Source organism: Polaromonas vacuolata (assembly GCF_012584515.1).
Taxonomy (GTDB): domain Bacteria; phylum Pseudomonadota; class Gammaproteobacteria; order Burkholderiales; family Burkholderiaceae_C; genus Polaromonas; species Polaromonas vacuolata.
Window position 1 is genome coordinate 596,833 of sequence record NZ_CP051461.1, and the last position, 24,598, is coordinate 621,430.

Below are 24,598 nucleotides of genomic sequence, written 5' to 3' on the forward strand. Positions count from 1 at the left end.
CTGGTTGACAGAAATCGGCATGCGCTCAATCCGTTGGTTGCTGTGGGGCGGGTGAGCTTGAAAAGGCCAAGCCGAATTAGTCTTGTCGGACTAATTTAGATAATGGGTTTTTTGCCAACGGCTGGCGTTTTATTGCTGTAGACGTAGGCTTGCTGCGCCACGCGTGCTTCGCTGTATTGGGCTTGCTCGGTGCGACTCAGGTCTTTGTCCCAAAGCAAGGCGCGGCCAGCGCGTTGCTCGGCCTCTAGGGTGGGGCGGTTGACCTTTAGCTGTTCAATGAACTGCGTGGCTTCTGAGGTGTAGTCGGGACGGCGAAATAGGGACATGAGTAGCGTCTGCCTGAAACAAATAATCGGATGATTTTACCGGCCACTGGCCTGCGCCGGGTTGAATCGTTTGTTAACGCCTGAGTTTCGCACTCAAAGTATTCAAAAGACATTGCTTTTGAATCTTTTAGTGCACGACTTTATGGTCTTAGCCCACCCGCATTCCGGGCTGGGCGCCGGCGACTGGTTCGAGCACATAAATCCCCGCATCGGTTTTTTCATCCGCATGACCGGCAGCCAGCACCATGCCTTCACTGATGCCAAACTTCATTTTGCGCGGCGCTAAATTAGCCACCATGACGGTGTGCTTGCCAATCAAGTCTTCGGGTTTATAGACGCTGGCAATGCCGCTAAAGACATTGCGCAGCCGGCCTTCGCCGGCGTCTAACGTCAAGCGCAGTAGCTTGACCGAGCCGGCAACGGCTTCGCAGTTGACGATTTTTGCGATGCGCAGGTCTATCTTGGCAAAGTCGTCAATCGTGATGGTCGGCGCTATGGCTTCGCCTCCGGGCAGTGCGTTGACTTGCGCCTCGGCGACCTCTGCATTCAGAGCAGTTGCTGCGGCAGGAATAGTTTCAAGCGCTGCGGGCGTTTCAAACAATGCTTCTAGTTGTTTGATATCGACGCGCTGCATCAAGTGCTTGTAGTCGCCAATCAGGTGGCCATTGCCTAAAGGCGTGTTTGCTTGTGCAAATGTTAGCGGCGCAATTTTTAAAAATACTTCGACTTGTTCGACTAAGCCTGGTAGCACCGGTTTTAGGTAAATACTGAGTATGCGAAAAGCCTCTATGCAGACCGTGCAGACGTCTTGCAGGCGTGCGTCCATATCGGCTTTTTTGGCTAACTCCCACGGCTTGTTCTGGTCTACGTAGGCATTGACTTGATCGGTCAGCAGCATGGTTTCGCGCAATGCTTTGGCAAATTCTCGCTTGTCATAAAGGTCAGCAATGGCGGCTTGCTGCGCGCGTAACTCGCCCAGTAGAGCGGCGCCATCGCCAGTGACTTCACCCAAACTGCCGGCAAAACGCTTGGCGATAAAACCGGCTGCGCGGCTGGCGATGTTGACGTATTTGCCAATCAGGTCGCTGTTAACCCGGGCCATAAAGTCGTCGGCATTAAAGTCTATGTCTTCATTGCGTGCGTTGAGTTTCGCCGCTAGGTAGTAGCGCAGCCACTCGGGGTTCATGCCCAGACTTAAGTATTTGAGCGGGTCTAATCCAGTACCGCGGCTTTTGCTCATTTTCTCGCCGTTGTTAACGGTTAAAAAGCCGTGCACAAAGATGTTGTCCGGTGTCTTGCGGCCGCTAAAGTGCAGCATCGCTGGCCAGAACAAGGTGTGAAAAGTGACGATGTCTTTGCCAATGAAGTGGTATTGCTCCAGCGCCGGGTCGGCCATGTAGTCGTCATAACTCTCGCCGCGCTTGTCGAGCAGGTTTTTCAGCGAGGCCAAGTAACCCACCGGCGCGTCCAGCCAGACATAAAAATACTTACCCGGTGCATCGGGGATTTCAATCCCAAAGTAGGGCGCATCGCGGCTAATGTCCCAGTCGCCCAAGCCTTCAGAGCTGCTGCCATCTTGGTTGCTGCGCACCGAGAACCATTCTTTGACCTTGTTGGCTACTTCGGGTTGCAGTTTGCCGTCTTGTGTCCAGGCTTGTAAAAACTCAACGCAGCGTGGGTCTGACAAGGTGAAGAAAAAGTGCTCTGAGCTTTTTAGCACCGGCACTGCACCGGTAAGCGCTGAATACGGGTTGATCAAATCGGTGGGCGCATAGACTGCGCCGCAGACTTCGCAATTGTCGCCATATTGGTCTTTGGCATTGCAGCGCGGGCATTGGCCTTTGATAAAGCGATCCGGCAAGAACATATTTTTTTCGGGATCGAAAAACTGCTCAATGGTTTTGCTGGCAATCAGCCCGGCTTTTTTTAAGTCGCGGTAAATTTGCTGGGCTAGGACATGGTTTTCTGGACCATCGGTGGAGTGCCAGTTATCAAAGGCAATGTGAAAGCCATCTAAATAAGGCTTGCGACCAGCGGCGATATCAGCCACAAACTGCTGCGGCGTGACGCCGGCTTTTTCAGCGGCAATCATGATGGGCGCGCCGTGGGCATCGTCGGCGCCGACGAAGTTCACCGCATGGCCCTGCATTTTTTGGAAACGCACCCAGATGTCGGCCTGTATGTATTCCATGATGTGGCCGATATGGAATTTTCCATTGGCATAAGGCAGGGCGGTAGTGACGAACAGGCGACGCTGGGACATGTGTGGGGCTTTATGGCTGAATGGCTTGAAGGGATCTTGAGAGGTGATTTTAAGTCGAGCTCTGCGCCAGCTGCGGCAAGCATGTCCCTAGACCCTTTCCGGGTGGGCTTTGGGCGTTAAAATTCTTGTTATATGACTGACTTCATGAGTGCTTCTCAAAGCACTTGTGGCCTTGATAAAAGCCTCTTTAGGCTGGCAAAGCCGGTCTAGCGCGCCTAGAAAACTATTCGGCCCAACCCCCACTTTCGGAGATAAAAAAATGGCTTTAGACCAACCAATCGTTTTGCAAGCCTTGCAAACAGTGCTAGACCCCAACACCGGCAAAGACTTTGTCAGCACCCGGGCGTTAAAAAACCTGCAAATCACCGGTGCTGATGTGTCGTTTGACGTCGAGCTGGCCTACCCCGCCAAAAGCCAAATAGCCGCGATTCGCCAAAGCCTTATCGTGGCCGCTAAGGGCGTCGCCGGCGTCGGCAATGTCTCTGTCAATGTGAGCTTTAAGATCGCCAGCCACAGCGTGCAGCGCGGCGTGCAGTTGCTGCCAAATGTTAAAAACATCATCGCCGTTGCGTCGGGCAAAGGTGGCGTGGGCAAAAGCACCACTGCGGTTAATTTGGCACTGGCACTGGCTGCCGAGGGCGCTAGCGTGGGTTTACTCGACGCCGATATTTACGGCCCTAGCCAGCCCATGATGATGGGTATTGAAGGCCGACCCGAAAGCGTGGACGGCAAGAACATGGAGCCGATGGAGAACTACGGCATTCAAGTGATGTCGATAGGCTTTTTGGTGGCTCAAGACGAAGCCATGATTTGGCGCGGCCCGATGGCCACTCAAGCGCTAGAGCAATTGCTGCGCCAGACCAATTGGAAAGATTTGGACTACCTGATCGTCGACATGCCGCCAGGCACCGGAGACATTCAACTCACCCTGAGCCAGCGCGTGCCGCTGACCGGTGCGGTGATCGTCACCACGCCGCAAGACATCGCGCTGCTTGACGCCAGAAAAGGCATCAAGATGTTCGAAAAAGTCGGTGTTCCGATTCTGGGCATTGTTGAGAATATGGCGGTCCACGTGTGCTCTAAGTGTGGTCACACAGAGCATATTTTTGGCGCAGACGGCGGTAAAAATATGGCCGCTGAATACAACATGGATCACCTAGGTGCGCTGCCATTAGATATGCAAATTCGACTCAACGCCGACAACGGTCGGCCGACTGTGGTGGCCGATCCAGACGGCAGCATTGCGGCAATTTACAAAGCTGTGGCGCGCAAATTAGCCATTACTGTGGCGGCAAAAGCCAAAGATTTTTCAGCTAAATTTCCTAGCATCACGATTTCTAAAAATACATAAGACATATTTTTAGTTCTTAAAAACTAGCCATTAAAAATTAGTCGTTATCGGCTAATTTTTTTGCCTAAATTTTTTTTTGTAAAACTTTAAAATTACTTCTTTAGATTTTTTTGAATTAATTTAGTTTGATTCGGTTTTGTCTTGAATGTTCTTACACAAACAATTCTTTTTCATAGATGATGATCCAACAAAAAAAAGGAGACATCTATGTCAGGAATTTTGGATAAAGAACACATCATTGCCGGGCCCGGCTTTAACCGCTGGCTGGTGCCACCGGCGGCGTTAGCGATTCATTTATGCATAGGCATGGCGTATGGATTCTCAGTTTTTTGGCTACCGCTGTCCAAAGCGCTAGGCGTTAAAGACGCGATTAAATGCGGCCCTGACATAGGTTTTTTCCAAGAACTTTTTAGCACTGGTTGCGACTGGAAAATCTCTACGTTGGGCTGGATGTACACCTTGTTTTTTGTGCTCTTGGGCACATCGGCGGCCACTTGGGGCGGTTGGCTTGAACGCGCTGGACCGCGCAAAGCCGGTGTAGTTGCCGCTTTTTGCTGGTGTGGCGGCATGCTGGTCTCGGCGCTCGGGGTTTATCTGCACCAGTTCTGGTTGATGCTGTTGGGCTCTGGCGTGATTGGCGGTATTGGTTTGGGACTGGGCTATATCTCGCCGGTATCTACCTTGATTAAATGGTTTCCGGATAAGCGCGGCATGGCTACCGGCATGGCCATCATGGGCTTTGGCGGCGGTGCCATGATTGGCTCACCTTTAGCCGCTGACCTGATGAAATACTTTGCCAGCCCGACTAGCGTGGGTGTGGTGCAGACTTTTGTGGTTATGGCTTTGCTTTATTTTGTCTTCATGATGGCCGGCGCTTTTGGTTACCGCGTGCCTGAAACGGGATGGAAACCAGCAGGCTGGACAGCCCCTGATGCAGCTGACAACGCCATGATTACCCAGCAACACGTGCATGTCAGCAAGGTCTGGGGCATTCCCCAGTTTTGGCTGATCTGGATGGTGTTGTGCATGAATGTGAGTGCCGGCATTGGCGTGATCGGCATGGCTTCGCCCATGCTGCAAGAAGTTTTTGGCGGCGCCTTAATTGGTGTGAACCAGAAATTTGGCGCGTTGGATAAAAGCCAGCTTGCCGCCATCGCAACCGTGGCCGCAGGCTTTACAGCGCTGCTCAGTTTATTCAATATTGGGGGACGATTTTTCTGGGCCAGTTTGTCTGACAAGCTAGGCCGCAAGCTCACCTATGTGGTGTTTTTTGTGCTTGGCGGTGCTTTGTATTTCAGCATTCCGGGCAGCGCTGCGGCTGGCAGCATTGTTTTATTCGTCGCCGCTTTTTGTGTCATTTTGAGTATGTACGGCGGCGGCTTTGCCACCGTACCGGCTTATCTTGCGGATATCTTTGGCACGCAAATGGTGGGCGCTATTCACGGCCGCTTGCTGACCGCTTGGGCGACGGCGGGCATTCTCGGCCCGGTGATTGTTAACTACATGCGCGAGTATCAAATCGGTCTGGGTTTGCCGCGAGAGCAAGTCTATAACCAGACCATGTTTATTTTGTCTGGCTTGCTGGTTGTGGGTTTGATCTGTAACGCACTGGTGCGACCACTCAACCCCAAGTGGTTTATGTCGGACGAAGAACTGGCACACGAAAAACGGCTGGCGCATGAAAAGGCCATTGCATCGCAAGTCACAGGCAGTGACTCAATCGGGCAAGATACAACTAGTTCTTCTCTTGTCGTTTTGGCTTGGTTGGCCGTTGGTCTACCGCTAGCTTGGGGCGTTTACCGAACCTTGCAAAGTGTTGCTAAATTCTTTGCTTGAGGCGAGAGCAGGGCATTGGTATTTTTATTTTTTGTTTTTTAAATGCAAGCTAGGCATACGGGTGCTAGCTTGCAATGTCAGGCCCATATGACTTCTCCTGAACCCCAAGCTGTATCCCCATTTAGCGTGATTGCGACAGTCGACGATTTACGCAAAAGTATTCGCCAAAAAAGCAAACTTAAAGGTCGGCAAAGTGACGACGTTTCAATCAGTGAGGTGCGCGACTTGATAGGCGATGCGCCTGCCGAAGGACACCCGCGCGATTTGCTGATTGAGTATTTGCATTTGCTCAACGACGCATGGCGCGGTCTGCACGACAGACATCTGGTGGCGCTGGCAAAAGAGATGAATATCCCTATGGCCGAGGTCTATGAGGTGGCGACTTTCTACCATCACTTTGAAGTGCTCAAAGGCGATGCCAAAGCCCCAGGCCTAACGGTTCGCGTTTGCAACGGTCTGCCTTGTGAGATGGCTGGCGCAGAAAATATTCTGGCGCGTTTGCCAGTCTTGCTGGGCAACCCTGATGTGCGTGTTATTGCCGCGCCTTGCATTGGCCGTTGCGATCAAGCGCCCGCCGTTGCCGTGCATCAAACTGTGATTGCATATGCCACGCCCGAGTTGGTGATGGCCGAAATAAAACAGCCAAATAAAAATTTGCCAGCATCAAGCGAGAAACTTAATTTTTCTGCCTCTGACTTCACTGAAAAAAGTTTGATCGTACCAAGCCATGGCGGCCCGGCAGACTATGTCGGGTATCAAGCCTATCGTGAGGCGGGTGGTTACTCGATCGCCGCCGCACTGGTGAACTGCGAGGAAGACAGCGACCCGGTATTAAAAGCCATGGAAGACTCAGGCTTGCGCGGTTTAGGCGGTGCGGGTTTTCCAGCTGGCCGAAAATGGCGCATCGTGCAGGCCTTCCCTGGTCCGCGCCTGATGGCGGTCAATATCGACGAGGGTGAGCCCGGCACTTTTAAAGACCGCAGTTACTTAGAGCGCGACCCACATCGTTTTCTCGAAGGCTTGTTAATTGCAGCGCAAGTCGTTGGCATTCGAACTTGCTACATCTATTTGCGCGATGAATACCATGACTGCCGCGCGATGTTGGAAAAAGAGCTTGAACTGCTGCGCGCTGATCCGCCTTGTGAATTGCCGCGCATAGAACTGCGCCGCGGCGCCGGCGCTTATATCTGCGGTGAAGAGTCGGCCATGATTGAAAGTTTGGAAGGCAAACGCGGATTGCCGCGTATGCGGCCTCCGTATATTGCTGAAGTCGGTTTGTTTGGTTTACCCACGCTAGAACACAACTTTGAAACTTTGTATTGGGTGCGCGATATTGTGGAAAAAGGCCCAGAGTGGTTTTCCAGTTTTGGTCGCAACGGCCGCAAAGGCTTGCGCAGTTTCAGCGTCAGTGGACGCGTCAAGCAGCCAGGCGTAAAGCTCGCGCCGGCTGGTATTACGGTGCAAGAATTGGTCGATGAATATTGCGGCGGTATGCAAGACGGTCACAATTTTTATGCCTATCTGCCCGGCGGTGCGTCGGGCGGTATTTTGCCCGCCAGCCTGAATCAAATCCCGCTCGACTTCGACACGCTGCAACCTTATGGCTGCTTTATTGGTTCGGCCGCTATTATTGTTTTGGGCCATCAAGACAAAGCCCGCGATGCCGCGCTCAATATGATGCGTTTTTTCGAACACGAGAGCTGCGGCCAATGCACGCCTTGCCGCGTTGGCACCAGCAAAGCGGCGCGCTTAATGCAAGCTGATGCGTGGGATAACGACACGCTAGACGACTTGAGCCAAGTTATGGTGGATGCGTCCATCTGCGGCCTAGGTCAGGCTGCGCCCAACCCTGTGCGCAGCATTCAAAAATATTTCCCGCATGAAATTGGAGTGCTATGAACGCGCCCGCACAAACCACCTCGCCAAGCGCACAGCGCGCAAAAGCGCTGCCGCCAATTAAACCGCAAGCGATTCATTTCACACTGGATGGCAACGCGATTACTGCTTTTGACGGCGAGAGTATTTTCAACGCCGCCAAACGCAGCGGTGTCGATATCCCACATCTTTGCTACAAGGATGGTTACCGCGCCGACGGTAATTGCCGCTCATGTGTTGTGGAGATCGATGGCGAGCGCACTTTGGCGCCGAGTTGCTGCCGCAACCCGACGACCGGCATGAAGGTGCAAACCAGTAGCGAGCGCGCGCTGAAAAGTCAAAAAATGGTGTTGGAGATGCTGCTCTCTGACATGCCTGACGTCGGCTATAAATGGAATGACGACAATGCCGAGCAAGACCTAAATGCAGCTGTCGGCCAACACGGCGAGCTAAGCGATTGGGCCGCCAAACTTTCAGTCACGGTGAGACCCGAACTCAAAGCCTTGCGCCGCGAGCAACCCAAGGCCGATTTTTCACACCCGGCTATGGCGGTTAATCTCGATGCTTGCATTCAATGCAACCGCTGTGTGCGTGCCTGCCGCGAAGAACAAGTTAACGACGTGATTGGCATGGCCATGCGCGGCGCGCACAGCGAGATTGTGTTCGACTTGGGCGACGACATGGGGGACAGCACTTGCGTCGCTTGCGGCGAATGCGTGCAAGCGTGTCCTACCGGTGCGCTCATGCCCAAGACGCTGGTGGGCAGTCAAATCGTGGATAAAAAAGTGGACTCGGTTTGTCCGTTTTGCGGTGTCGGCTGCTTGCTCACTTACAAGGTCAAAGACAACATCATCGTCGGCGTCGATGGCCGCGATGGCCCGGCTAATCACAGCCGCTTGTGCGTCAAAGGTCGCTACGGTTTTGACTATGCCAGCAGCCCGCAGCGACTGACGCGGCCCCTTATTCGCAAAGCCGGTGTGGGGAAAAACCCAGAAGATTTAATCAATCTCAACCGTGACACCGCAGACTGGTCGGCCGTGTTTCGGGAAGCCAGTTGGGAAGAAGCTTTGGCACTGACCGGCACTACGTTGGCGGGTTTGCGAGACACGCACGGCAAAAAAACATTGGCTGGTTTTGGTTCGGCCAAAGGCAGTAATGAAGAAGCTTATCTATTCCAAAAATTGGTGCGTACCGGTTTTGGCAGCAATAACGTAGACCACTGCACACGGTTGTGCCACGCTTCTAGCGTTGCCGCCTTGCTTGAAGGCGTGGGCTCTGGCGCGGTGAGCAATCAGGTCAACGATGTCGAGCATGCTGAGATGATTTTCGTGATTGGTTCCAACCCCACCGGTAACCACCCAGTGGCGGCAACTTGGATGAAAAACGCCGCCAAGCGCGGCGCGAAAATCGTGCTCGCCGACCCACGCGTGACCGATCTTGGAAAACATGCTTGGCGCGCTTTGCAATTCAAGGCTGACACTGACGTGGCCATGCTCAATGCACTGATTCACACCATCATTGATGAAGGTTTGGCTGACGTTGATTTCATTGCCAAACGCGCTAGTAATTACGAAGCGCTGCGTGAGAATGTCAAAGCCTATAGTCCCGAAGCCATGGCGCCGATTTGCGGCATACCGGCGCAAACTCTGCGTGAAGTGGCGCGTGAGTTCGCCAAGGCCAAGGGCGCGATGGTGCTCTGGGGAATGGGTATTAGCCAGCACGTGCACGGCACTGATAACGCACGCTGCCTGATTGCGCTGGTCACGGTGACCGGTCAAATCGGCAAGCCCGGCTCAGGTCTGCATCCGCTGCGGGGTCAGAACAATGTGCAAGGCGCTAGCGATGCGGGTTTAATTCCCATGATGTTCCCTAACTACCAGCGCGTGGACAATAAGTCTGCGCACCAGTGGTTTGAGAAATTTTGGGATACCAAGCTGGACGAAAAACCCGGCTACACGGTGGTCGAAATCATGCATAAAATTTTGGCGCCGGATAGCGATCCGCACAAAATTCGCGGCATGTACATCATGGGTGAAAATCCGGCCATGAGTGACCCCGACCTGAATCATGCGCGCCACGCATTGGTCAGTCTTGAACATCTGGTGGTGCAAGATATTTTCATGACCGAAACCGCTTGGTTAGCTGACGTCGTGCTGCCCGCTACTGCTTGGCCAGAAAAGACCGGCACTGTCAGCAACACCGACCGTATGCTGCAAATGGGCCACCAAGCCGTGCTGCCGCCGGGAGGCGCCAAACCTGATTTATGGATTATTCAGCAACTCGCACAGCGCATGGGTTTGAACTGGCATTACGCCGGTGCTAACGAGGGCGTAGCAGCGGTGTATGAAGAAATGCGTCAAGCCATGCACGGTGTGATTGCGGGCATTAGCTGGGAGCGATTAGAGCGCGAATCTAGCGTGACCTATCCCTGTATGAGTGCGGATGATCCCGGCCAACCCACGGTTTTCATAGACCGATTTGACACGCTGGACGGGCGCGTTAATTTAGTCCCTGCCGACATCATTCCAGCCGATGAAAGGCCAGACCAAGACTTTCCGTTTGTACTGATTACTGGCCGGCAACTTGAGCATTGGCACACCGGCAGCATGACGCGGCGCGCCAGCGTCTTAGATGCGATAGAGCCGATTGCCACAGCTTCGCTGTGCGGTGCGGACATGGCGACTTTCGGTCTTGAGACTGGTGATGTGATCACGATTACATCCCGCCGCGGCGAGGTCGCTATTCATGTGCGGCGCGACGACGGTACGCCGCAAGGCGCGGTGTTCATGCCTTTTGCCTATTACGAGGCAGCGGCTAATTTAATGACTAATTCAGCGCTTGATCCGTACGGGAAAATCCCTGAATTTAAATACTGCGCAGTATCGCTGCGGCGTGGCGGTCAGGCTGCTGTTTTGGGCGGTTATGGGCGTGAGACGTAATTTGCATATTTATATGTATGCATATTTGTGACGTTGTAAAGATCGAGAATTTTCGATTTCGTAATAATTTATAGTTATTGAAAAAGCAGGCGAGCCAAACGTCAAGGCCCGCCTGCCGCATCAAGTTTTATCAGTGCTGCAAGGCGCTTTTTTCTGCCGCCAAATCCACTCAATGATTGCCCACATTTGAATGCGGTCTTGTCTGACGGCATTACACTGCGCAAATGTCTGAGTTTTTGATGCACTCCCCCGATACCGATAGCAACGTACGCAGGCCTGGCCTGCGAGCAGCAGTTGTCATGCGCCGAGAATATATTGGTAACCAGTGGCAACCTTGGCGTTGGAATCTTTCTGATGTTGTTCCGAATGAAGCCGCGTTCGGTGACAAGCCTCGCTTGCTGATAAAAGACGAGCAGCAAGAGTGCTGGCTTCATCCCAATTTTTTAGTCGAATTGTCTTTGGGCGACGCTGAAGGCTACTACCTGAATGTGACGACTGATCATCCCTGTTTTTGGGTCGTCTGGCGCATGGAAGAAGAAGCCTTGCTGGCCGACGAGCCTTTGGCCGTGCCGCAAATCGTGACGTTAAGTTATCACGATGCTGGTCGTTGGCTAGATGCGCAAGAAAATGTAGAGCAAGTTGCAGCGCCTGCTGAGGTCGTTTTTTGGTTGAAAGATTTTGTAGCCCAACACCATGTACTAGAACCCAAGCGCCGTCAGCGGCCGCAAAGTTTTAAATCATTGCAAGACCGTTTTGGTAGTCCTGCCCGCGTGAGCACGGACAAGTTTCGCGGCGGTGGTGGTCGTGGCTGAGCGCGATCCCAGTCAAGACAGCGAAGCTAGCAGTGGTTTTTTAGGCCGCTGGGCAAGACGCAAAAATGATGTGCGACAAGGCCGGGAACCCGCGCCTGAAGCGCCGCAAAAAGTCATTACTGCAGTCGCTCCAGTGTCCGCAACCAGCGGAAAAAAATCCGCTGACCTTGCAGCCCAAACCGCGACTAATGAAAAGTCAAAAGCCTCTGAAGCGGTGGCGCCGGTTGAGGTTGTAAAGCCCGAGCCACTGACGCTGCAAGACGCTGAGCTACTCAATCGCGAGTCCGACTACACACCTTTCATGGCTCGCAGCGTGACGCCAGATGTGCGCAACGCCGCGATGAAAAAACTTTTTACCGATCCGCATTTCAATGTGATGGATGGTTTAGATATTTATATCGACGACTACTCGATTACCTCGCCCATGCCGGCTTCCATGCTGCGCCAGCTGGCCAGCACAAAGTTTCTCAATTTTTTTGCGGACGAGGAAGAAAGCGCCAAGCCACTCGCTTCAGAGCCAACGGCTATGAATCAAGAAATTGAAAAAATTGCACCGGCTACACCGTCAGAGCTGCCAAACAGGCACGACAATCTAGACCCGCTACCAGCTGTCCCGACGGCGGCAAGTACAGAATCTGGCGCAATCGCTACACCACTACCACCAGCTACCACAGCTCAACCGATAACAAGCCAGCACGGTCAACCCGATGCCAGCCAGACAGACCATGACAACCTTGATTTGCGATTGCAACCAGACCATGCCGCTACAGTCCAAAAGCTTGGGCACGGCACTTAATGAAAACCTGACGCTGCATTCGGCGCTATGCCGCCGCGAAGCACCAGCCTTTCAGGCGGCGATAAGGTCGGGACAAGAAGTTGTCGTGGCTTGCACCCAAGAAAAGCGTTTGTTCACCGAACTGGCTCAGCGCACGGAAGGCGCAACTTCGCCGATTCGCTTTGTGAACATACGCGAGACCGGCGGCTGGAGTCGGGACGCTGCAAAAGCCAGTCCCAAGCTGGCCGCACTTTTAGCCGCTGCGCACTTGCCCGAGGCTGAACCGGTTGCTACGGTGACTTACAAAAGCGCTGGCAGATTGTTAATAGTCGGTGCGTTAGATCAGGCTGAGCAAGTGGCCGCGCTGCTGTCCGATACGCTTGAAATAACTATTTTTGCGCAAGGCGTGTCCATGCCAGCGCAAATTGGTTTTCCTGAACAAGAGCGTAAATACCCAGTGCTGGGCGGTAGTGCTTTAAAGCTCAACGGTTGGCTGGGTGCTTTCGAGGCGTCTTGGAGTAAAGACAATCCCATCGATCTCGACCTGTGCACGCGCTGCAATGCTTGCGTTGAGGTTTGCCCTGAAGGTGCGATCGATCTGAGTTATCAAGTCGACGCTAACAAATGCAATTCAAACCGCGACTGCGTTGCCGTTTGCAAGGTCGCCGGTGCGATAGATTTTTCTCGCCCAGCGAAGCTAATGACAGAGTCTTTTGACTTGGTGTTAGACCTTGGTAAAAAACCATTGTTCACCTTGCATGCGCCGCCGCAAGGCTATTTTGCGATTGACGCCAGCGCCGGTTTGGCGTCTAGCGGCTTGCCCGCCACAATGCTCAAACTGCGCGACATGGTGGGCGAGTTTGAAAAGCCTAAGTTTTTTAATTACAAATCTAAAATTTGCGCGCATAGCCGAAATGAGAGCGTAGGCTGCAAGGCCTGTATAGACATCTGCTCGGCACAAGCCATTAGCAGCGACAAGCACCATAAGCAAATTGTGGTGAACCCGAATCTCTGCGTTGGCTGCGGTGCTTGCACTACGGTTTGTCCTACCGGCGCGCTGACCTATGCTTATCCGCGCGTGAGTGAACAAGGCGTTCGCGTCAAAACACTGCTGTCAACTTATGCCAAAGCCGGCGGCACGCAAGCCGTGTTGTTACTGCACAGCCAGACCGAAGGCCAGCAAGCAGTAGAAGCCTTGGGCCGCTCTGTCAAACTGAAAAAAACCTTGCGTGGCCTGCCCGCCAATGTGATTCCGCTGGCCTTGTGGCATAGCGCCAGCGCGGGTATTGATTTGTGGCTGAGCGCGATTGCGTTTGGTGCTGAGCAATTGGTGGTGTTGGTGACTGGCGAAGAAGCGCCTGACTACATCACCGCGCTAGAAGAGCAAATGCAAGTGGCGCAAACTTTGTTAAATGGAATGGGTTACAGCGGCGTGCATTTTCATTTGCTGCGCGCGCCAACTGGCGCTTCGCAATTAGCCAATTTAGATGCGGCACTGCAAACTTTAATTGCCAAACGTCCGGTTACTCCCGCCGTCGTTGCGCGCTTTGCCGTGGTGCAAGAAAAGCGCAGCACGCTGGATATGGCGATAGACCATTTCATGACGCAAGCGCCAATCACTTTGCCTGAAGCCATTGCGCTGCCGGCCAAAGGCTCGCCATTTGGTAGTCTCTTGGTTAACCGCGATACCTGCACACTTTGCTTGAGCTGTGTGAGTGCTTGCCCAGCATCTGCGCTGCAAGACAATCCCGAAATGCCGCAGCTCAAATTCATTGAGAAAAACTGTGTGCAGTGCGGCTTGTGCGCCACCACCTGTCCTGAAAACGCCATCACTTTGGTGCCGCGTTTATTGCTCACACCAGAGCGCAAGCAGCCCAGAGTGCTTAACGAGAGCCAACCCTATCACTGCATCCGCTGCGCTAAACCGTTTGGTACGCTGATGGCGATTGAATCCATGCTTGGCAAACTCGCAGGGCATGCGATGTTTCAAGGCGCTGCTGCGGATCGCTTAAAAATGTGCGGCGACTGCCGCGTTGTCGATTTGTATTCGGCTAATAACGAAATCAAAATAACGGACATACGCTGACTATGAACCAAGCTCAAATCTCCAGCGACACACTCGACGAAGAAACCGCACGCGCCGAAGTCTACGGTTTGTTGTCGGCGCTGTTTTACGCCGCGCCAAGTGCCGAGTTGCATGCCAGTTTAAAAGTGGCAGTCACCGAAACACCCGCGCCAGGCGCAGTGTTGCAAGACAGTTGGTCAGCCTTGATTGCTGCGGCCCGTACTTACAGTCAAGAAGATATTGCCCTGGAGTACAACGCGCTGTTTGGCGGCATGGGTAAGCCCGAGGTTTATCTGTATGGCTCGCATTACTTGAGCGGTTTTCTAAATGAAAAACCACTCGCTGCACTGCGCACTGATATTGCTGAGTTAGGTCTCGGGCGTGACGACACCACCATGTCGGAGACGGAAGATCACATCGCTTATGTCTGCGAAATCATGCGTTATTTAATTGCTGGCGACGATGTGGCCGTGGCAAATTTGAGTCGACAACGTGAATTCTTTTCACGTCACGTGCAGTCTTGGGTATCAATGATGTGCGAAGCGGTTATAAATCATCCGAAAGCTCGTTTTTATCGCGAACTTTCGGCTTTTACGCAGGTATTTGTGGCGGTTGAAGCGCAAGGTTTTGACATGTTGGTTTGAGAATTAATAATATTGACTTATTCGGTGTGGTGATAAGTGCACTTAGTATTTTCCCTCACTCATGTGTAGGACATTGACTTCACAACATGTCAAAATACTGACTTTCACGTAGAGTATGTAATGTTGTGCATAGGCACCTTTTTTTAGAATTCGATAGTTTGGAGATACATATGCAAGATCAGCAAAAACCTTCACGCAGGGGTTTCTTTTTTGGTGCTGCTGCCACAGGTGCTGCGGCGGCCGCGATAGTCGCTTTGCCGCGTCTGGCAACGCCTGAAGTTCAGGTTGAAGCCGTCATTGCACCGCCTGAAAACGGCGGCGGCTACAGGCTCTCAGAGCATGTTAAGAGTTATTACAAAACCGCCCGCCTCTGAAATTTTCAGCCGCTTTTTTACGCGTCTCATTTTTTAGTTTCCGGCCCCCATCATCCTTCACGGAGAGCACATGCTTCTCACGAAAAAATCCCCTTCTATCCTGCGTGATGTTGCCACTGGTCGCCCGACGACCGAAGCTTCTTCACGTTTTGTTCAAAGCCTCTCGCGTGGTTTGTCCAACGCCTTGCCCACCATGGACCGCCGCTTGTTTTTGCGTCGCTCTGGTTTAGGTATCGGCGTTGGCTTGGCCGCAACGCAACTTTCTCTGGTGAAAAAAGCGCAAGCTGCAACACCGGGTGAAGTCACTTCTACGCGCAACATTCAAGTCAAACGTACTGTTTGCACCCACTGCTCAGTGGGCTGTGCAGTTGATGCGGTTGTAGAAAACGGTATTTGGGTTCGCCAGAATCCAGTGTTTGATTCGCCGATTAATCTAGGCGCGCATTGCGCTAAGGGTGCGGCTCTTCGTGAGCACGGCCACGGTGAACACCGTCTGCGTTACCCGATGAAATTGATTAACGGCAAATATGAACGCATCAGCTGGGAAACCGCGCTGAGCGAAATCAGCAGCCGTATGCTGGACTTGCGCAAAGCCAGCGGTCCGGACTCTGTCTATATCGTTGGTTCATCTAAGCACAACAACGAGCAGTCGTATCTGCTGCGTAAATGGGCAAGTTTCTGGGGTAGTAATAATTGCGATCACCAGGCGCGTATCTGTCACTCCACCACGGTTGCTGGCGTTGCCAACACCTGGGGTTATGGCGCGATGACGAATTCGTTTAACGATATGCAAAACAGCAAGTGCGCGCTGTATATCGGCTCTAACGCAGCAGAAGCCCATCCAGTTAGCATGTTGCACATGCTGCATTCGAAAGAAACTGGCTGCAAAATGATTGTGGTCGATCCGCGTTTCACGCGCACCGCAGCCAAGGCCGATGAATACATCCGTCTGCGCTCTGGGTCAGACATTCCTTTCCTTTTTGGCATGCTTTATCACATCTTCAAAAACGGCTGGGAAGATAAAAAATACATCAACGATCGTGTCTACGGAATGGACAAGATCAAGGCCGAAGTATTAGCCAAATGGACGCCAGATAAAGTTGAAGAAGCTTGCGGCGTGCCAGAAGCACGGGTTTACATGGCTGCTGAGATGATGGCTAAAAATCGTCCATCAACAGTGGTTTGGTGTATGGGTCAGACTCAGCACACCACCGGTAATGCGATTGTTCGCGCCTCTTGCATTTTGCAGTTGGCACTGGGCAACATCGGTGTGTCGGGCGGCGGCACAAATATTTTCCGTGGACACGACAACGTGCAGGGCGCTACCGACGTCGGCCCTAATCCCGATTCGCTGCCAGGCTACTACGGTCTTGCAGAAGGCTCGTGGAAACATTTCTCCAAAGCATGGGGTGTTGATTTTGAATGGCTCAAAGGCCGTTACGCATCGCCCGCCATGATGAGCAAGCCCGGTATTACCGTGTCACGCTGGATTGATGGCGTGCTCGAGAAAAATGAATTCATAGATCAAGATTCCAATTTGCGCGGCGTCTTCTTCTGGGGTCATTCACCCAACTCTCAGACTCGTGGTCTGGAGATGAAGCGTGCGATGGATAAGCTCGATTTGTTGGTAGTGGTCGATCCCTATCCATCTGCAACAGCATCCATGGCCGCCATGCCAGGCAAGCCGGAAGATCTGAATCCGAATCGTGCGGTTTATCTGTTGCCGGCTGCGACGCAGTTTGAAACATCCGGCTCTGTGACGGCATCTAACCGTTCGTTGCAGTGGCGTGAAAAAGTCATTGAGCCGTTGTGGGAAAGCCGCACCGATCACATGATCATGTATCAGTTAGCTGAAAAGCTAGGCTTTGCTAAAGAGCTGGTCAAAAACGTCAAGATGCAAAAAGTCAAAGGCATGGACGAGCCGGTGCCAGAAGACATCTTGCGCGAGATTAATAAGAGCTGCTGGAGCATTGGCTACACCGGTCAAAGCCCAGAGCGTCTGAAGGCTCACATGCGCAGCATGCACCTGTTTGACGTTAAGACCTTGCGCTCTAAAGGCGGTAAAGACAAGCTCAGCGGCTACGACACAACCGGCGACTATTTCGGTCTGCCATGGCCATGTTATGGCACGCCAGAGCTCAAGCATCCTGGTACGCCAAACCTCTACGACACATCACGGCATGTGATGGATGGTGGCGGTAATTTCCGCGCTAACTTTGGTGTGGAAAAAGACGGCGTGAATCTGCTGGCTGAAGACGGTTCCCATTCAAAGGGCGCTGATATCACTACCGGCTACCCTGAGTTTGATCACTTGTTGATGAAAAAACTCGGCTGGTGGAACGAGCTGACTGACTCAGAAAAAGCGCTTGCTGATGGCAAGAACTGGAAGACTGATAACTCTGGCGGTATTCAACGCGTTGTCATGCAAAACCATGGCTGCTATCCGTTTGGTAATGCCAAGGCCCGTGCCGTGGTGTGGAATTTCCCCGATGCGATTCCGCAGCACCGCGAGCCACTGTATGGCAACCGTCCTGACATGATTGCTAAGTACCCAACCCACGAAGACAAGAAAACTTTCTGGCGTCTGCCGACTTTGTACAAGTCTTTGCAGGACAAAAACGTGGCCGACAAAGTGCACGAGAAGTTCCCGTTTGTGATGACTTCCGGTCGTTTGGTTGAGTACGAAGGCGGCGGCGAGGAAACTCGCTCCAACCCTTGGCTGGCCGAGCTGCAACAGGAAATGTTCATTGAGATCAACCCTAAGTCAGCGGCCGAAAAAGGCATTCGTAATGGCGATCGCGCTTGGGTCAGCACACCAACCGGTGCGCGTCTGAATGTGCAGGCAATGGTCACAGAACGCGTCGGTCCAGACACGGTCTTCATGCCATTCCACTTTTCTGGTCACTGGCAAGGCGCTGATATGTTGGCGTACTACCCGAAAGGCGCAGCGCCTCTCGTGCGCGGCGAAGCGATTAACACTGGCACTACTTACGGTTACGACGCCGTGACCATGATGCAAGAAACCAAGACTTCGGTCTGTAATTTCGAAAAAGCCTAAAACCGAAATCCGCCACCTCGAAAGAGGTGGTTTTCCTCGGAGAAATCTCTGCGGAAAAATGATCAAAATGCTCTTCGAGGAATAATAAAATGGCCAGAATGAAATTTGTTTGCGACGCAGAGCGTTGCATCGAGTGCAACGGTTGTGTGACCGCTTGCAAAAACGAACACGAAGTGCCTTGGGGCGTGAATCGTCGCCGCGTCGTCACGCTCAATGATGGCGTTGCCGGCGAGAAGTCGATCTCTGTAGCTTGCATGCACTGCAGCGATGCACCGTGCATGGCAGTGTGCCCAGTCAACTGTTTTTACCGCACCGACGAAGGTGTGGTTTTGCATGACAAAGACATTTGCATTGGTTGCGGTTACTGCTCTTACGCTTGCCCATTTGGTGCGCCACAGTTCCCGTCTACCGGTACTTTCGGTGTGCGCGGCAAGATGGATAAATGCACTTTCTGCGCTGGTGGCCCAGAGGCTAATGGCAGCGAAGAAGAGTTCGAAAAATATGGTCGTAACCGTTTGGCCGAAGGCAAGCTGCCAATCTGCGCCGAGATGTGTTCGACCAAAGCTTTGCTCGGTGGTGATGGCGACGTGATTGCCGACATCTTCCGTCAACGCGTGGTTCAGCGCGGCAAAGGTGCAGAGGTCTGGGGCTGGGGTACGGCTTACGGCTCTAAGCAAGCAGGTCAGCCACCACAGGGAGCTAAGTCATGAAAAAAACATTGATGCTAGCCGCTGCAATCGCCGTTGCAGCTGGCCTGGCAGGCTGCGAAAAGCCGCAGTCCTTAGTCACTTACAAGGGTGATGTTGCGGCTTATGAAGGTGCGCCTAACAGCCCGAATATGGCCCCTGGTTGGACGCCTGGTGATAAGACAAGCTGGGAGTCGGCTATGAAGGCTCGCATGCAGAACAGCCAGAACGAATACACCAAAATGATCACGGCTAAATAACGCCCGGAGGCCCTATGCAAAGTTTTCGTAACGTCGTATTTATAGCCGCCTTGGGCTTTGCTGGCTTGGCTTTTGCACAAGCGCCAGCCGCGCCTTCAACACCTGCTGCTCCGCTTGCCACGACTATTGGTGGCATTCAGAGTCAGAGTATTTATCAGGTCAGACCTGACGCGAGTCAAGAGCCTGGTTACGCCAACCAGACCAATGCTGAGCGTCATAAAGTGCAGCCTGGTAATAACGCACCTATCTGGCGTCAAGAAGGCGGCGGCATCACTGGGCTTAGCAGCCTGCCAGTCTCACAAGCACCGGAAGCCGGTAATTTGATACAGCGCTTTGTGCAGTATCCAGGTTCACGTTTGACGAATGCGGGTAGTGCTTGGCGTGAAGTGCGCAATCAGTGGTTGATTCCTTATGGCAGTGCGCTGCTGGGAATCACCGTGCTGGCATTGGCAATTTTCTTCTTTAGTCGCGGCACTATCATGACGCATGGTAAAGACACTGGCCGAAAAATTGAGCGTTTCACACCGTTTGAGCGTGCTGCACATTGGTCTAATGCGATTGCCTTTCTTGCCTTAGCTCTGTCCGGTATCTTCATGGCGTTTGGCAAATTCTTTTTGTTGCCGATTCTGGGTGGTGCTGTATTTGGTTGGATCACGTGGCTGCTTAAAACCATGCACAACTTTGCCGGTCCGGTGTTTGCCGTGTCCTTGGTGATTGTGTTTGTGACTTTCGTGCGCGACAACATTCCAGAAAAAGCCGACTTGAACTGGCTGCTTAAAGGCGGTGGTATGTTTGGTGGTGAAGAGCCTGCATCCCAGCGTTTCAACGCAGGTGAAAAAATAGTTTTTTGGAGCGGAGTGACTTTTCTCGGCCTGGTAGTGATTTCATCCGGATTCGTTCTGGACAAAATCTTGCCTTTCCTAGTCTATGAGCGTGCCACTATGCAAATTGCAAACATGATTCACCTAATCGCTACTGTCTTGATGATGTGCATGTTTACTGCTCACATTTATCTCGGCACGATTGGTATGCAAGGCGCTTACAAAGGCATGCGTTCAGGTTATGTTGACGAGACATGGGCTAAAGAGCATCACGCTACTTGGTTTGATGACGTCAAGGCCGGTCGTATTCCCGCACAGCGCAGCAAGCTGCCGTCCGAAAAGACTGCTGCAGTGCCGTTAAAGTCCAGCCCACAGGCGTAATGCCTAAAGCTCAAAAAGTTTTTAAAAAAGTTCCTAAGAAGTTCCACTCATGAAAAAAATCATTTTTGCGCTCAGCTTTGTTTGCGCTGCTTCGACTGTTTTGGCTAAGCTTCCTGCACCTAATGCTGAAGCAGTAGACAAAGCGGCAGCAGCAGCAGCAAAGGCCAGTTGGACCGGTAAGGCGGATGCTTTCTTGCTTTGCAAGTCGCAAAACAAAACCGCTGCAACTTATCTCAAATCCGCTCAAGGCAAAGGCATGACGCCAACGGATGCCGGTGCTTGTACCGATCCCGGTCCTTTCGTCTATACGCCACCGGTTAAGCCGTTAACGCTAGAAGCTGCTGGTGCGCACTCGTCTGCCGGTACGGCTGTCAGGCCAGCAACGCCGGCTGTGAAGCCAGCTGTTCCAACACCTGTCAAAAAGTCCTGATTTAGTTCAGCTTTCTTGTCTAGTCAGCGCAGGCAGATTAATTTTTACGTTAATCTGCCTGTCATGTCTTCCACATCTCTCACGTCCCCCACGTCCCCCACGACTCTATTGCAGCCCTCGCTGCCGCACCTGACTCAGGCCACTGCTCCCCTGACTTGTGCTATTCATGCCGTCAACGAGTACGGTGAATCTCTCTCCATCAATATCCCCGCTGAACGTCCCCTGACGGTTTATGTTGACAAGCGCGAGTTAGTCACTCTGATGACCTTGGGTGCTCACCCTGAATTATTGGTTTTAGGTTATTTGCGTAACCAGCGTTTAATTGCATCTGCGTTTGACGTCGAATCCATCACTGTCGATTGGGATGTCGGCGTTGCCGCTGTCAAGACCCATGGCGGGATTGCCGACTTGGAAGAAAAAACAGCCAAGCGCGTTGTCACCACAGGTTGCGGCCAAGGCAGCATGTTTGGTGGGTTAATGGACGAGGTCGATCAAATCCGTTTGCCACTAGACGCCAGCATTAGCCAAGCCCAGCTGTATGCCTTGGTCAACACCATTCGCTTAAAAGAGAGCACCTATAAATCGGCTGGCTCGGTGCATGCCTGCGCTCTGTTTGCGATGCTAGGCGGCGAGCCCTCCATGCTGCTGTTTATTGAAGATGTGGGTCGTCACAATGCCATCGACACACTGGCTGGTTGGCTCGCCATGCAGAACGATGAAGCGGTTCTTTCCGCTGACAAAATCTTCTACACCACCGGCCGCTTAACCAGCGAGATGGTGATTAAGTCAGCCCAGATGGGCGTGCCAATTGTGGTGTCCCGCAGCGGCATCACGCAAATGGGTCATCAGGTCGCTGAGCTGGTCGGATTGTGCGCGATTGGCCGAGCTACCAATAAACACTTTGTTTGCTATAGCCAGCGCGCTAGATTGCAACTAGAGCCTGCGCTGGCAGGCAACAAGCCGATACGCGACTAGTTTTGTGATGCTTGGCTGTTGGTCTACCCATACAGCTTTGTTCAAACAGTGTATTTGCGGCATTAGAGCCCTAGTGTGCTTGCCCTGCCTAACCCCACACCTTAATGCCCGGACGCTTTGCGCTATGGTCGAGTGATGAATTTTTTATTTTTGAAACTTGGTTGGCGTACGCTGGTTCGCGACTTACGTGCTGGCGAGCTGCGCTTGTTGATAGTCGCCGTGATGCTGGCGGTGGCGGCACTGACCGCAGTCGGTTTTTTTGCCGACCGTCTGAACGGTGGTTTACAACGCGATGCGCGCCAGTTGCTGGGCGGTGATGCGGTACTGCGCAGTGATGCGCCCGCACCGCCGGCCTTTTTAGACAAGGCGCGCGAGTTGGGTTTGAATACCGTCACCACAGTCACCTTTCCAACCATGGCCAGGGCCAGTGATGCCGATGGTGGTGGTGCCAAGCTAATTGCCTTCAAAGCCGTGCCACAGGGCTACCCTCTGCGCGGCAATATGCGTATTGCCAACACGTTGGCGGATACTGCTAACGCCACCAGTTTGGATGGCCAGACGACGCGCGAGATCCCCGCCCCCGGTACCGCCTGGGCTGATGCTTCTTTACTTGACAGTTTGGGTTTGAAAATCGGCCAGACGCTATTGATGGGCGATGCTAGCTTCACGCTCACTAAAGTGATTGTCCAAGAGCCCGATCGTGGCGCTGGTTTTATCAGCTTCTCGCCGCGCGTCATGGTCAACCAGACCGATCTGGCCTCTACCCGCTTGATACAGCCAGCTAGCCGCACCAATTACCGTTTAGCGGTAGCCGGTGCACCGCAAGCAGTAAAAGACTTTGTGCAATGGGCTGAGCTGGAGATTAAAAAACCTAGCGCTGAGGCAAGCGATCGCATCAGTGGCGGCTTGAGAATGGAGTCGCTAGAAAGCGGCAGTCCACAAATGAGCCAGACCTTGGGCCGCGCAGAGAAGTTTCTCAACCTAGTGGCACTGCTTTCGGCACTGCTTAGCGCAGTAGCTGTAGCGATTGTGGCGCGCGGCTTTGCGGCCAAACATTTAGACGATTGCGCTATGTTGCGCGTTCTCGGTCAGCCGCAGCGCACGATTGCGCTGGCCTATACCTTTGAGTTTGTATTGGCCGGTTTATTTGCCAGCGCGCTTGGCGTGTTAGTCGGTTTTGCCGTGCATTACGGCTTTGTCATGCTGCTCGCCGGCTTGGTCGAGACTGCGCTGCCCGCTGCGACTTGGTGGCCAGTCGCCTTTGGTATGGGCATGGGTATGACGCTACTGCTGGCATTTGGTTTGCCGCCCGTTTTGCAATTAGCCCAAGTGCCGCCGCTGCGCGTGATTCGTCGTGATCTGGGTCAACTCAGACCTGCTTCGCTAGCCGTGCTGAGCTTAGGCGTGATCGGTTTTGCGGTGCTCTTGCTGGCTGCGAGTAGCGATCTCAAGCTCGGTTTTATCGCCGTTGGTGGATTTGCTGCTGCGGTGTTGTTGTTTGCTGCTGCCAGCTATGTGGCGGTCAAACTCTTGCGTGCCAGTGTTAACGAAGTCACTGCACCGCGTTGGTTGGTGCTGGCAACGCGCCAGCTCTCAGCGCGGCCAGTGTATGCAGTAGTGCAGACCAGTGCGCTGGCCGTCGGCTTGCTGGCACTGATGTTGTTAGTGCTGCTGCGCACAGACTTAATCAGCAGTTGGCGTCAAGCCACACCGGCAGATGCACCGAATCGCTTTGTGATTAATATCCAACCCGAGCAGAGTGAGCCCTTTCAGCAAGCGCTAAAAGATGGCGGCGTGAACAAGTACGACTGGTATCCCATGATTCGCGGCCGTTTGGTGGCGATTAACGGCAAGCCAGTTTCTGCTGACGATTACGAGGACGACAGAGCGAAAAGACTGGTCGAGCGTGAATTTAATCTCTCCAACAGCACGGCTAAACCAGACAGCAACATCATCGTCGGTGGTCAGTGGAAGGAGGGCGAGAAAGATGCACTCAGCGTCGAGCAAGGCTTGGCTGAAACGCTGGGTTTGAAGTTAGGCGACAGCCTGCGCTTTGACATGGGCGGGCAGTTGAGTGACGCCAAAATTACCAGCCTGCGCAAGGTCGATTGGGGTTCGCTGCGGGTTAACTTTTTTGTCATGTACCCGGTTGCCAAGCTTGAGAACGTACCGGTCTCCTTCATCACTGCCTACCGTGCGCCAGAAGCGCCCGCTGCTGTCCCAGGCCAAGTCCCGACAGCGAGTTTTGACAACAAGTTGGTGCGAGCTTTTCCTAACATCACAAACGTTGACATGAGCAGCACGCTGGCTCAACTCCAGCGTGTGCTGGACCAAGTAATTCGTGCGGTGGAATTCTTGTTTGGCTTTACCTTAGCTGCTGGTCTGGTGGTTTTGTTTGCCGCCATTACCGCGACTCGAGAAGAGCGAGCCAGAGAGTTCGCCATCATGCGTGCAGTGGGTGCCCGCGCTTCACTGCTGCGCCAAGTGCAACGTGCTGAACTGGCCGGCGTTGGTTTACTGGCTGGTTTCTTGGCCTCAATCGTGGCTCTCGCAGTGGGTTGGGCGCTGGCGCGATATGTGTTTAACTTTAGCTGGACAGGTTCTTGGACAGTGCCACTGTTTGGCAGTCTGGCCGGCGCTGCGTTGGCGTTGGCTGCTGGCTGGTGGGGCCTGCGTTCAGTATTGAATACGCCGGTGATTGAAACCTTGCGTAAATCTCAATGACGC

Annotated in this window: 18 protein-coding genes; 16 read left to right on the forward strand and 2 right to left on the reverse strand. The window is 53.1% G+C overall.

The window, feature by feature from the left end:
• Window positions 1-95: 95 nt before the first annotated feature.
• Both HC248_RS02890 and metG read right to left on the reverse strand, forming a co-directional pair.
• A complete protein-coding gene (locus HC248_RS02890) occupies window positions 96-326 on the reverse strand; it encodes a DUF3460 family protein (RefSeq protein ID WP_168921189.1) in 231 nt (76 codons plus the stop codon).
• Between the two features lie 148 nt (window positions 327-474).
• Window positions 475-2,589: a methionine--tRNA ligase gene (metG, locus tag HC248_RS02895; RefSeq protein ID WP_168921190.1), complete on the reverse strand. Its 2,115-nt coding sequence runs from the start codon at window positions 2,587-2,589 to the stop codon at window positions 475-477.
• 259 nt (window positions 2,590-2,848) lie between these two features.
• On the opposite strand from metG, the gene apbC reads away from it, so the two are divergent.
• From apbC to HC248_RS02975, 16 genes are all read left to right on the forward strand, one after another.
• A complete protein-coding gene (gene apbC / locus HC248_RS02900; protein ID WP_168923633.1) occupies window positions 2,849-3,940 on the forward strand; it encodes an iron-sulfur cluster carrier protein ApbC in 1,092 nt (363 codons plus the stop codon).
• Window positions 3,941-4,147: 207 nt separating this feature from the next.
• Window positions 4,148-5,776, forward strand: a complete 1,629-nt coding sequence (locus HC248_RS02905; protein WP_168921191.1) for an OFA family MFS transporter — start codon at window positions 4,148-4,150, stop codon at window positions 5,774-5,776.
• Between the two features lie 87 nt (window positions 5,777-5,863).
• Window positions 5,864-7,675 (forward strand): NADH-ubiquinone oxidoreductase-F iron-sulfur binding region domain-containing protein, encoded by a 1,812-nt coding sequence (locus HC248_RS02910; RefSeq protein ID WP_168921192.1) that lies wholly within the window; start codon window positions 5,864-5,866, stop codon window positions 7,673-7,675.
• The gene (fdhF, locus tag HC248_RS02915) at window positions 7,672-10,590 is read left to right on the forward strand and encodes a formate dehydrogenase subunit alpha (RefSeq protein ID WP_168921193.1); all 2,919 of its coding nucleotides are present in this window, start codon (window positions 7,672-7,674) and stop codon (window positions 10,588-10,590) included. The genes HC248_RS02910 and fdhF overlap by 4 nt, the downstream gene beginning before the upstream one ends.
• A 224-nt stretch (window positions 10,591-10,814) precedes the next feature.
• Complete coding sequence (locus tag HC248_RS02920; RefSeq protein WP_238342701.1) at window positions 10,815-11,402, forward strand: DUF3305 domain-containing protein; 588 nt, start codon at window positions 10,815-10,817, stop codon at window positions 11,400-11,402.
• Window positions 11,395-12,198: a DUF3306 domain-containing protein gene (locus HC248_RS02925; RefSeq protein ID WP_168921194.1), complete on the forward strand. Its 804-nt coding sequence runs from the start codon at window positions 11,395-11,397 to the stop codon at window positions 12,196-12,198. The genes HC248_RS02920 and HC248_RS02925 overlap by 8 nt, the downstream gene beginning before the upstream one ends.
• The gene (locus HC248_RS02930; protein WP_238342702.1) at window positions 12,128-14,263 is read left to right on the forward strand and encodes a 4Fe-4S binding protein; all 2,136 of its coding nucleotides are present in this window, start codon (window positions 12,128-12,130) and stop codon (window positions 14,261-14,263) included. Before HC248_RS02925 ends, HC248_RS02930 begins: the two co-directional genes overlap by 71 nt.
• 2 nt (window positions 14,264-14,265) lie before the next feature.
• Window positions 14,266-14,886 (forward strand): TorD/DmsD family molecular chaperone, encoded by a 621-nt coding sequence (locus HC248_RS02935; RefSeq protein ID WP_168921195.1) that lies wholly within the window; start codon window positions 14,266-14,268, stop codon window positions 14,884-14,886.
• Between the two features lie 170 nt (window positions 14,887-15,056).
• Window positions 15,057-15,260 (forward strand): formate dehydrogenase, encoded by a 204-nt coding sequence (locus HC248_RS02940; protein WP_168921196.1) that lies wholly within the window; start codon window positions 15,057-15,059, stop codon window positions 15,258-15,260.
• A gap of 70 nt (window positions 15,261-15,330) precedes the next feature.
• Entirely contained in the window at window positions 15,331-18,318 is a 2,988-nt protein-coding gene (locus tag HC248_RS02945) for a formate dehydrogenase subunit alpha (protein ID WP_168921197.1), read from the forward strand.
• 89 nt (window positions 18,319-18,407) lie between these two features.
• On the forward strand, window positions 18,408-19,028 hold the full coding sequence (gene fdh3B, locus HC248_RS02950) for a formate dehydrogenase FDH3 subunit beta (RefSeq protein WP_168921198.1): 621 nt from the start codon (window positions 18,408-18,410) through the stop codon (window positions 19,026-19,028).
• Window positions 19,025-19,264 carry a hypothetical protein gene (locus tag HC248_RS02955; protein WP_168921199.1) on the forward strand — a complete coding sequence of 80 codons (240 nt, stop codon included), beginning with the start codon at window positions 19,025-19,027 and terminating at the stop codon, window positions 19,262-19,264. Before fdh3B ends, HC248_RS02955 begins: the two co-directional genes overlap by 4 nt.
• 14 nt (window positions 19,265-19,278) lie before the next feature.
• Entirely contained in the window at window positions 19,279-20,466 is a 1,188-nt protein-coding gene (locus HC248_RS02960) for a formate dehydrogenase subunit gamma (RefSeq protein ID WP_168921200.1), read from the forward strand.
• Between the two features lie 49 nt (window positions 20,467-20,515).
• Window positions 20,516-20,896: a hypothetical protein gene (locus tag HC248_RS02965; RefSeq protein ID WP_168921201.1), complete on the forward strand. Its 381-nt coding sequence runs from the start codon at window positions 20,516-20,518 to the stop codon at window positions 20,894-20,896.
• Window positions 20,897-20,959: 63 nt separating this feature from the next.
• Window positions 20,960-21,871, forward strand: coding sequence for a formate dehydrogenase accessory sulfurtransferase FdhD (locus HC248_RS02970; protein WP_168921202.1), 912 nt, complete (start codon window positions 20,960-20,962; stop codon window positions 21,869-21,871).
• Window positions 21,872-22,006: 135 nt separating this feature from the next.
• Window positions 22,007-24,595, forward strand: coding sequence for an ABC transporter permease (locus HC248_RS02975; protein ID WP_168921203.1), 2,589 nt, complete (start codon window positions 22,007-22,009; stop codon window positions 24,593-24,595).
• The last annotated feature ends 3 nt before the right edge of the window (window positions 24,596-24,598 follow it).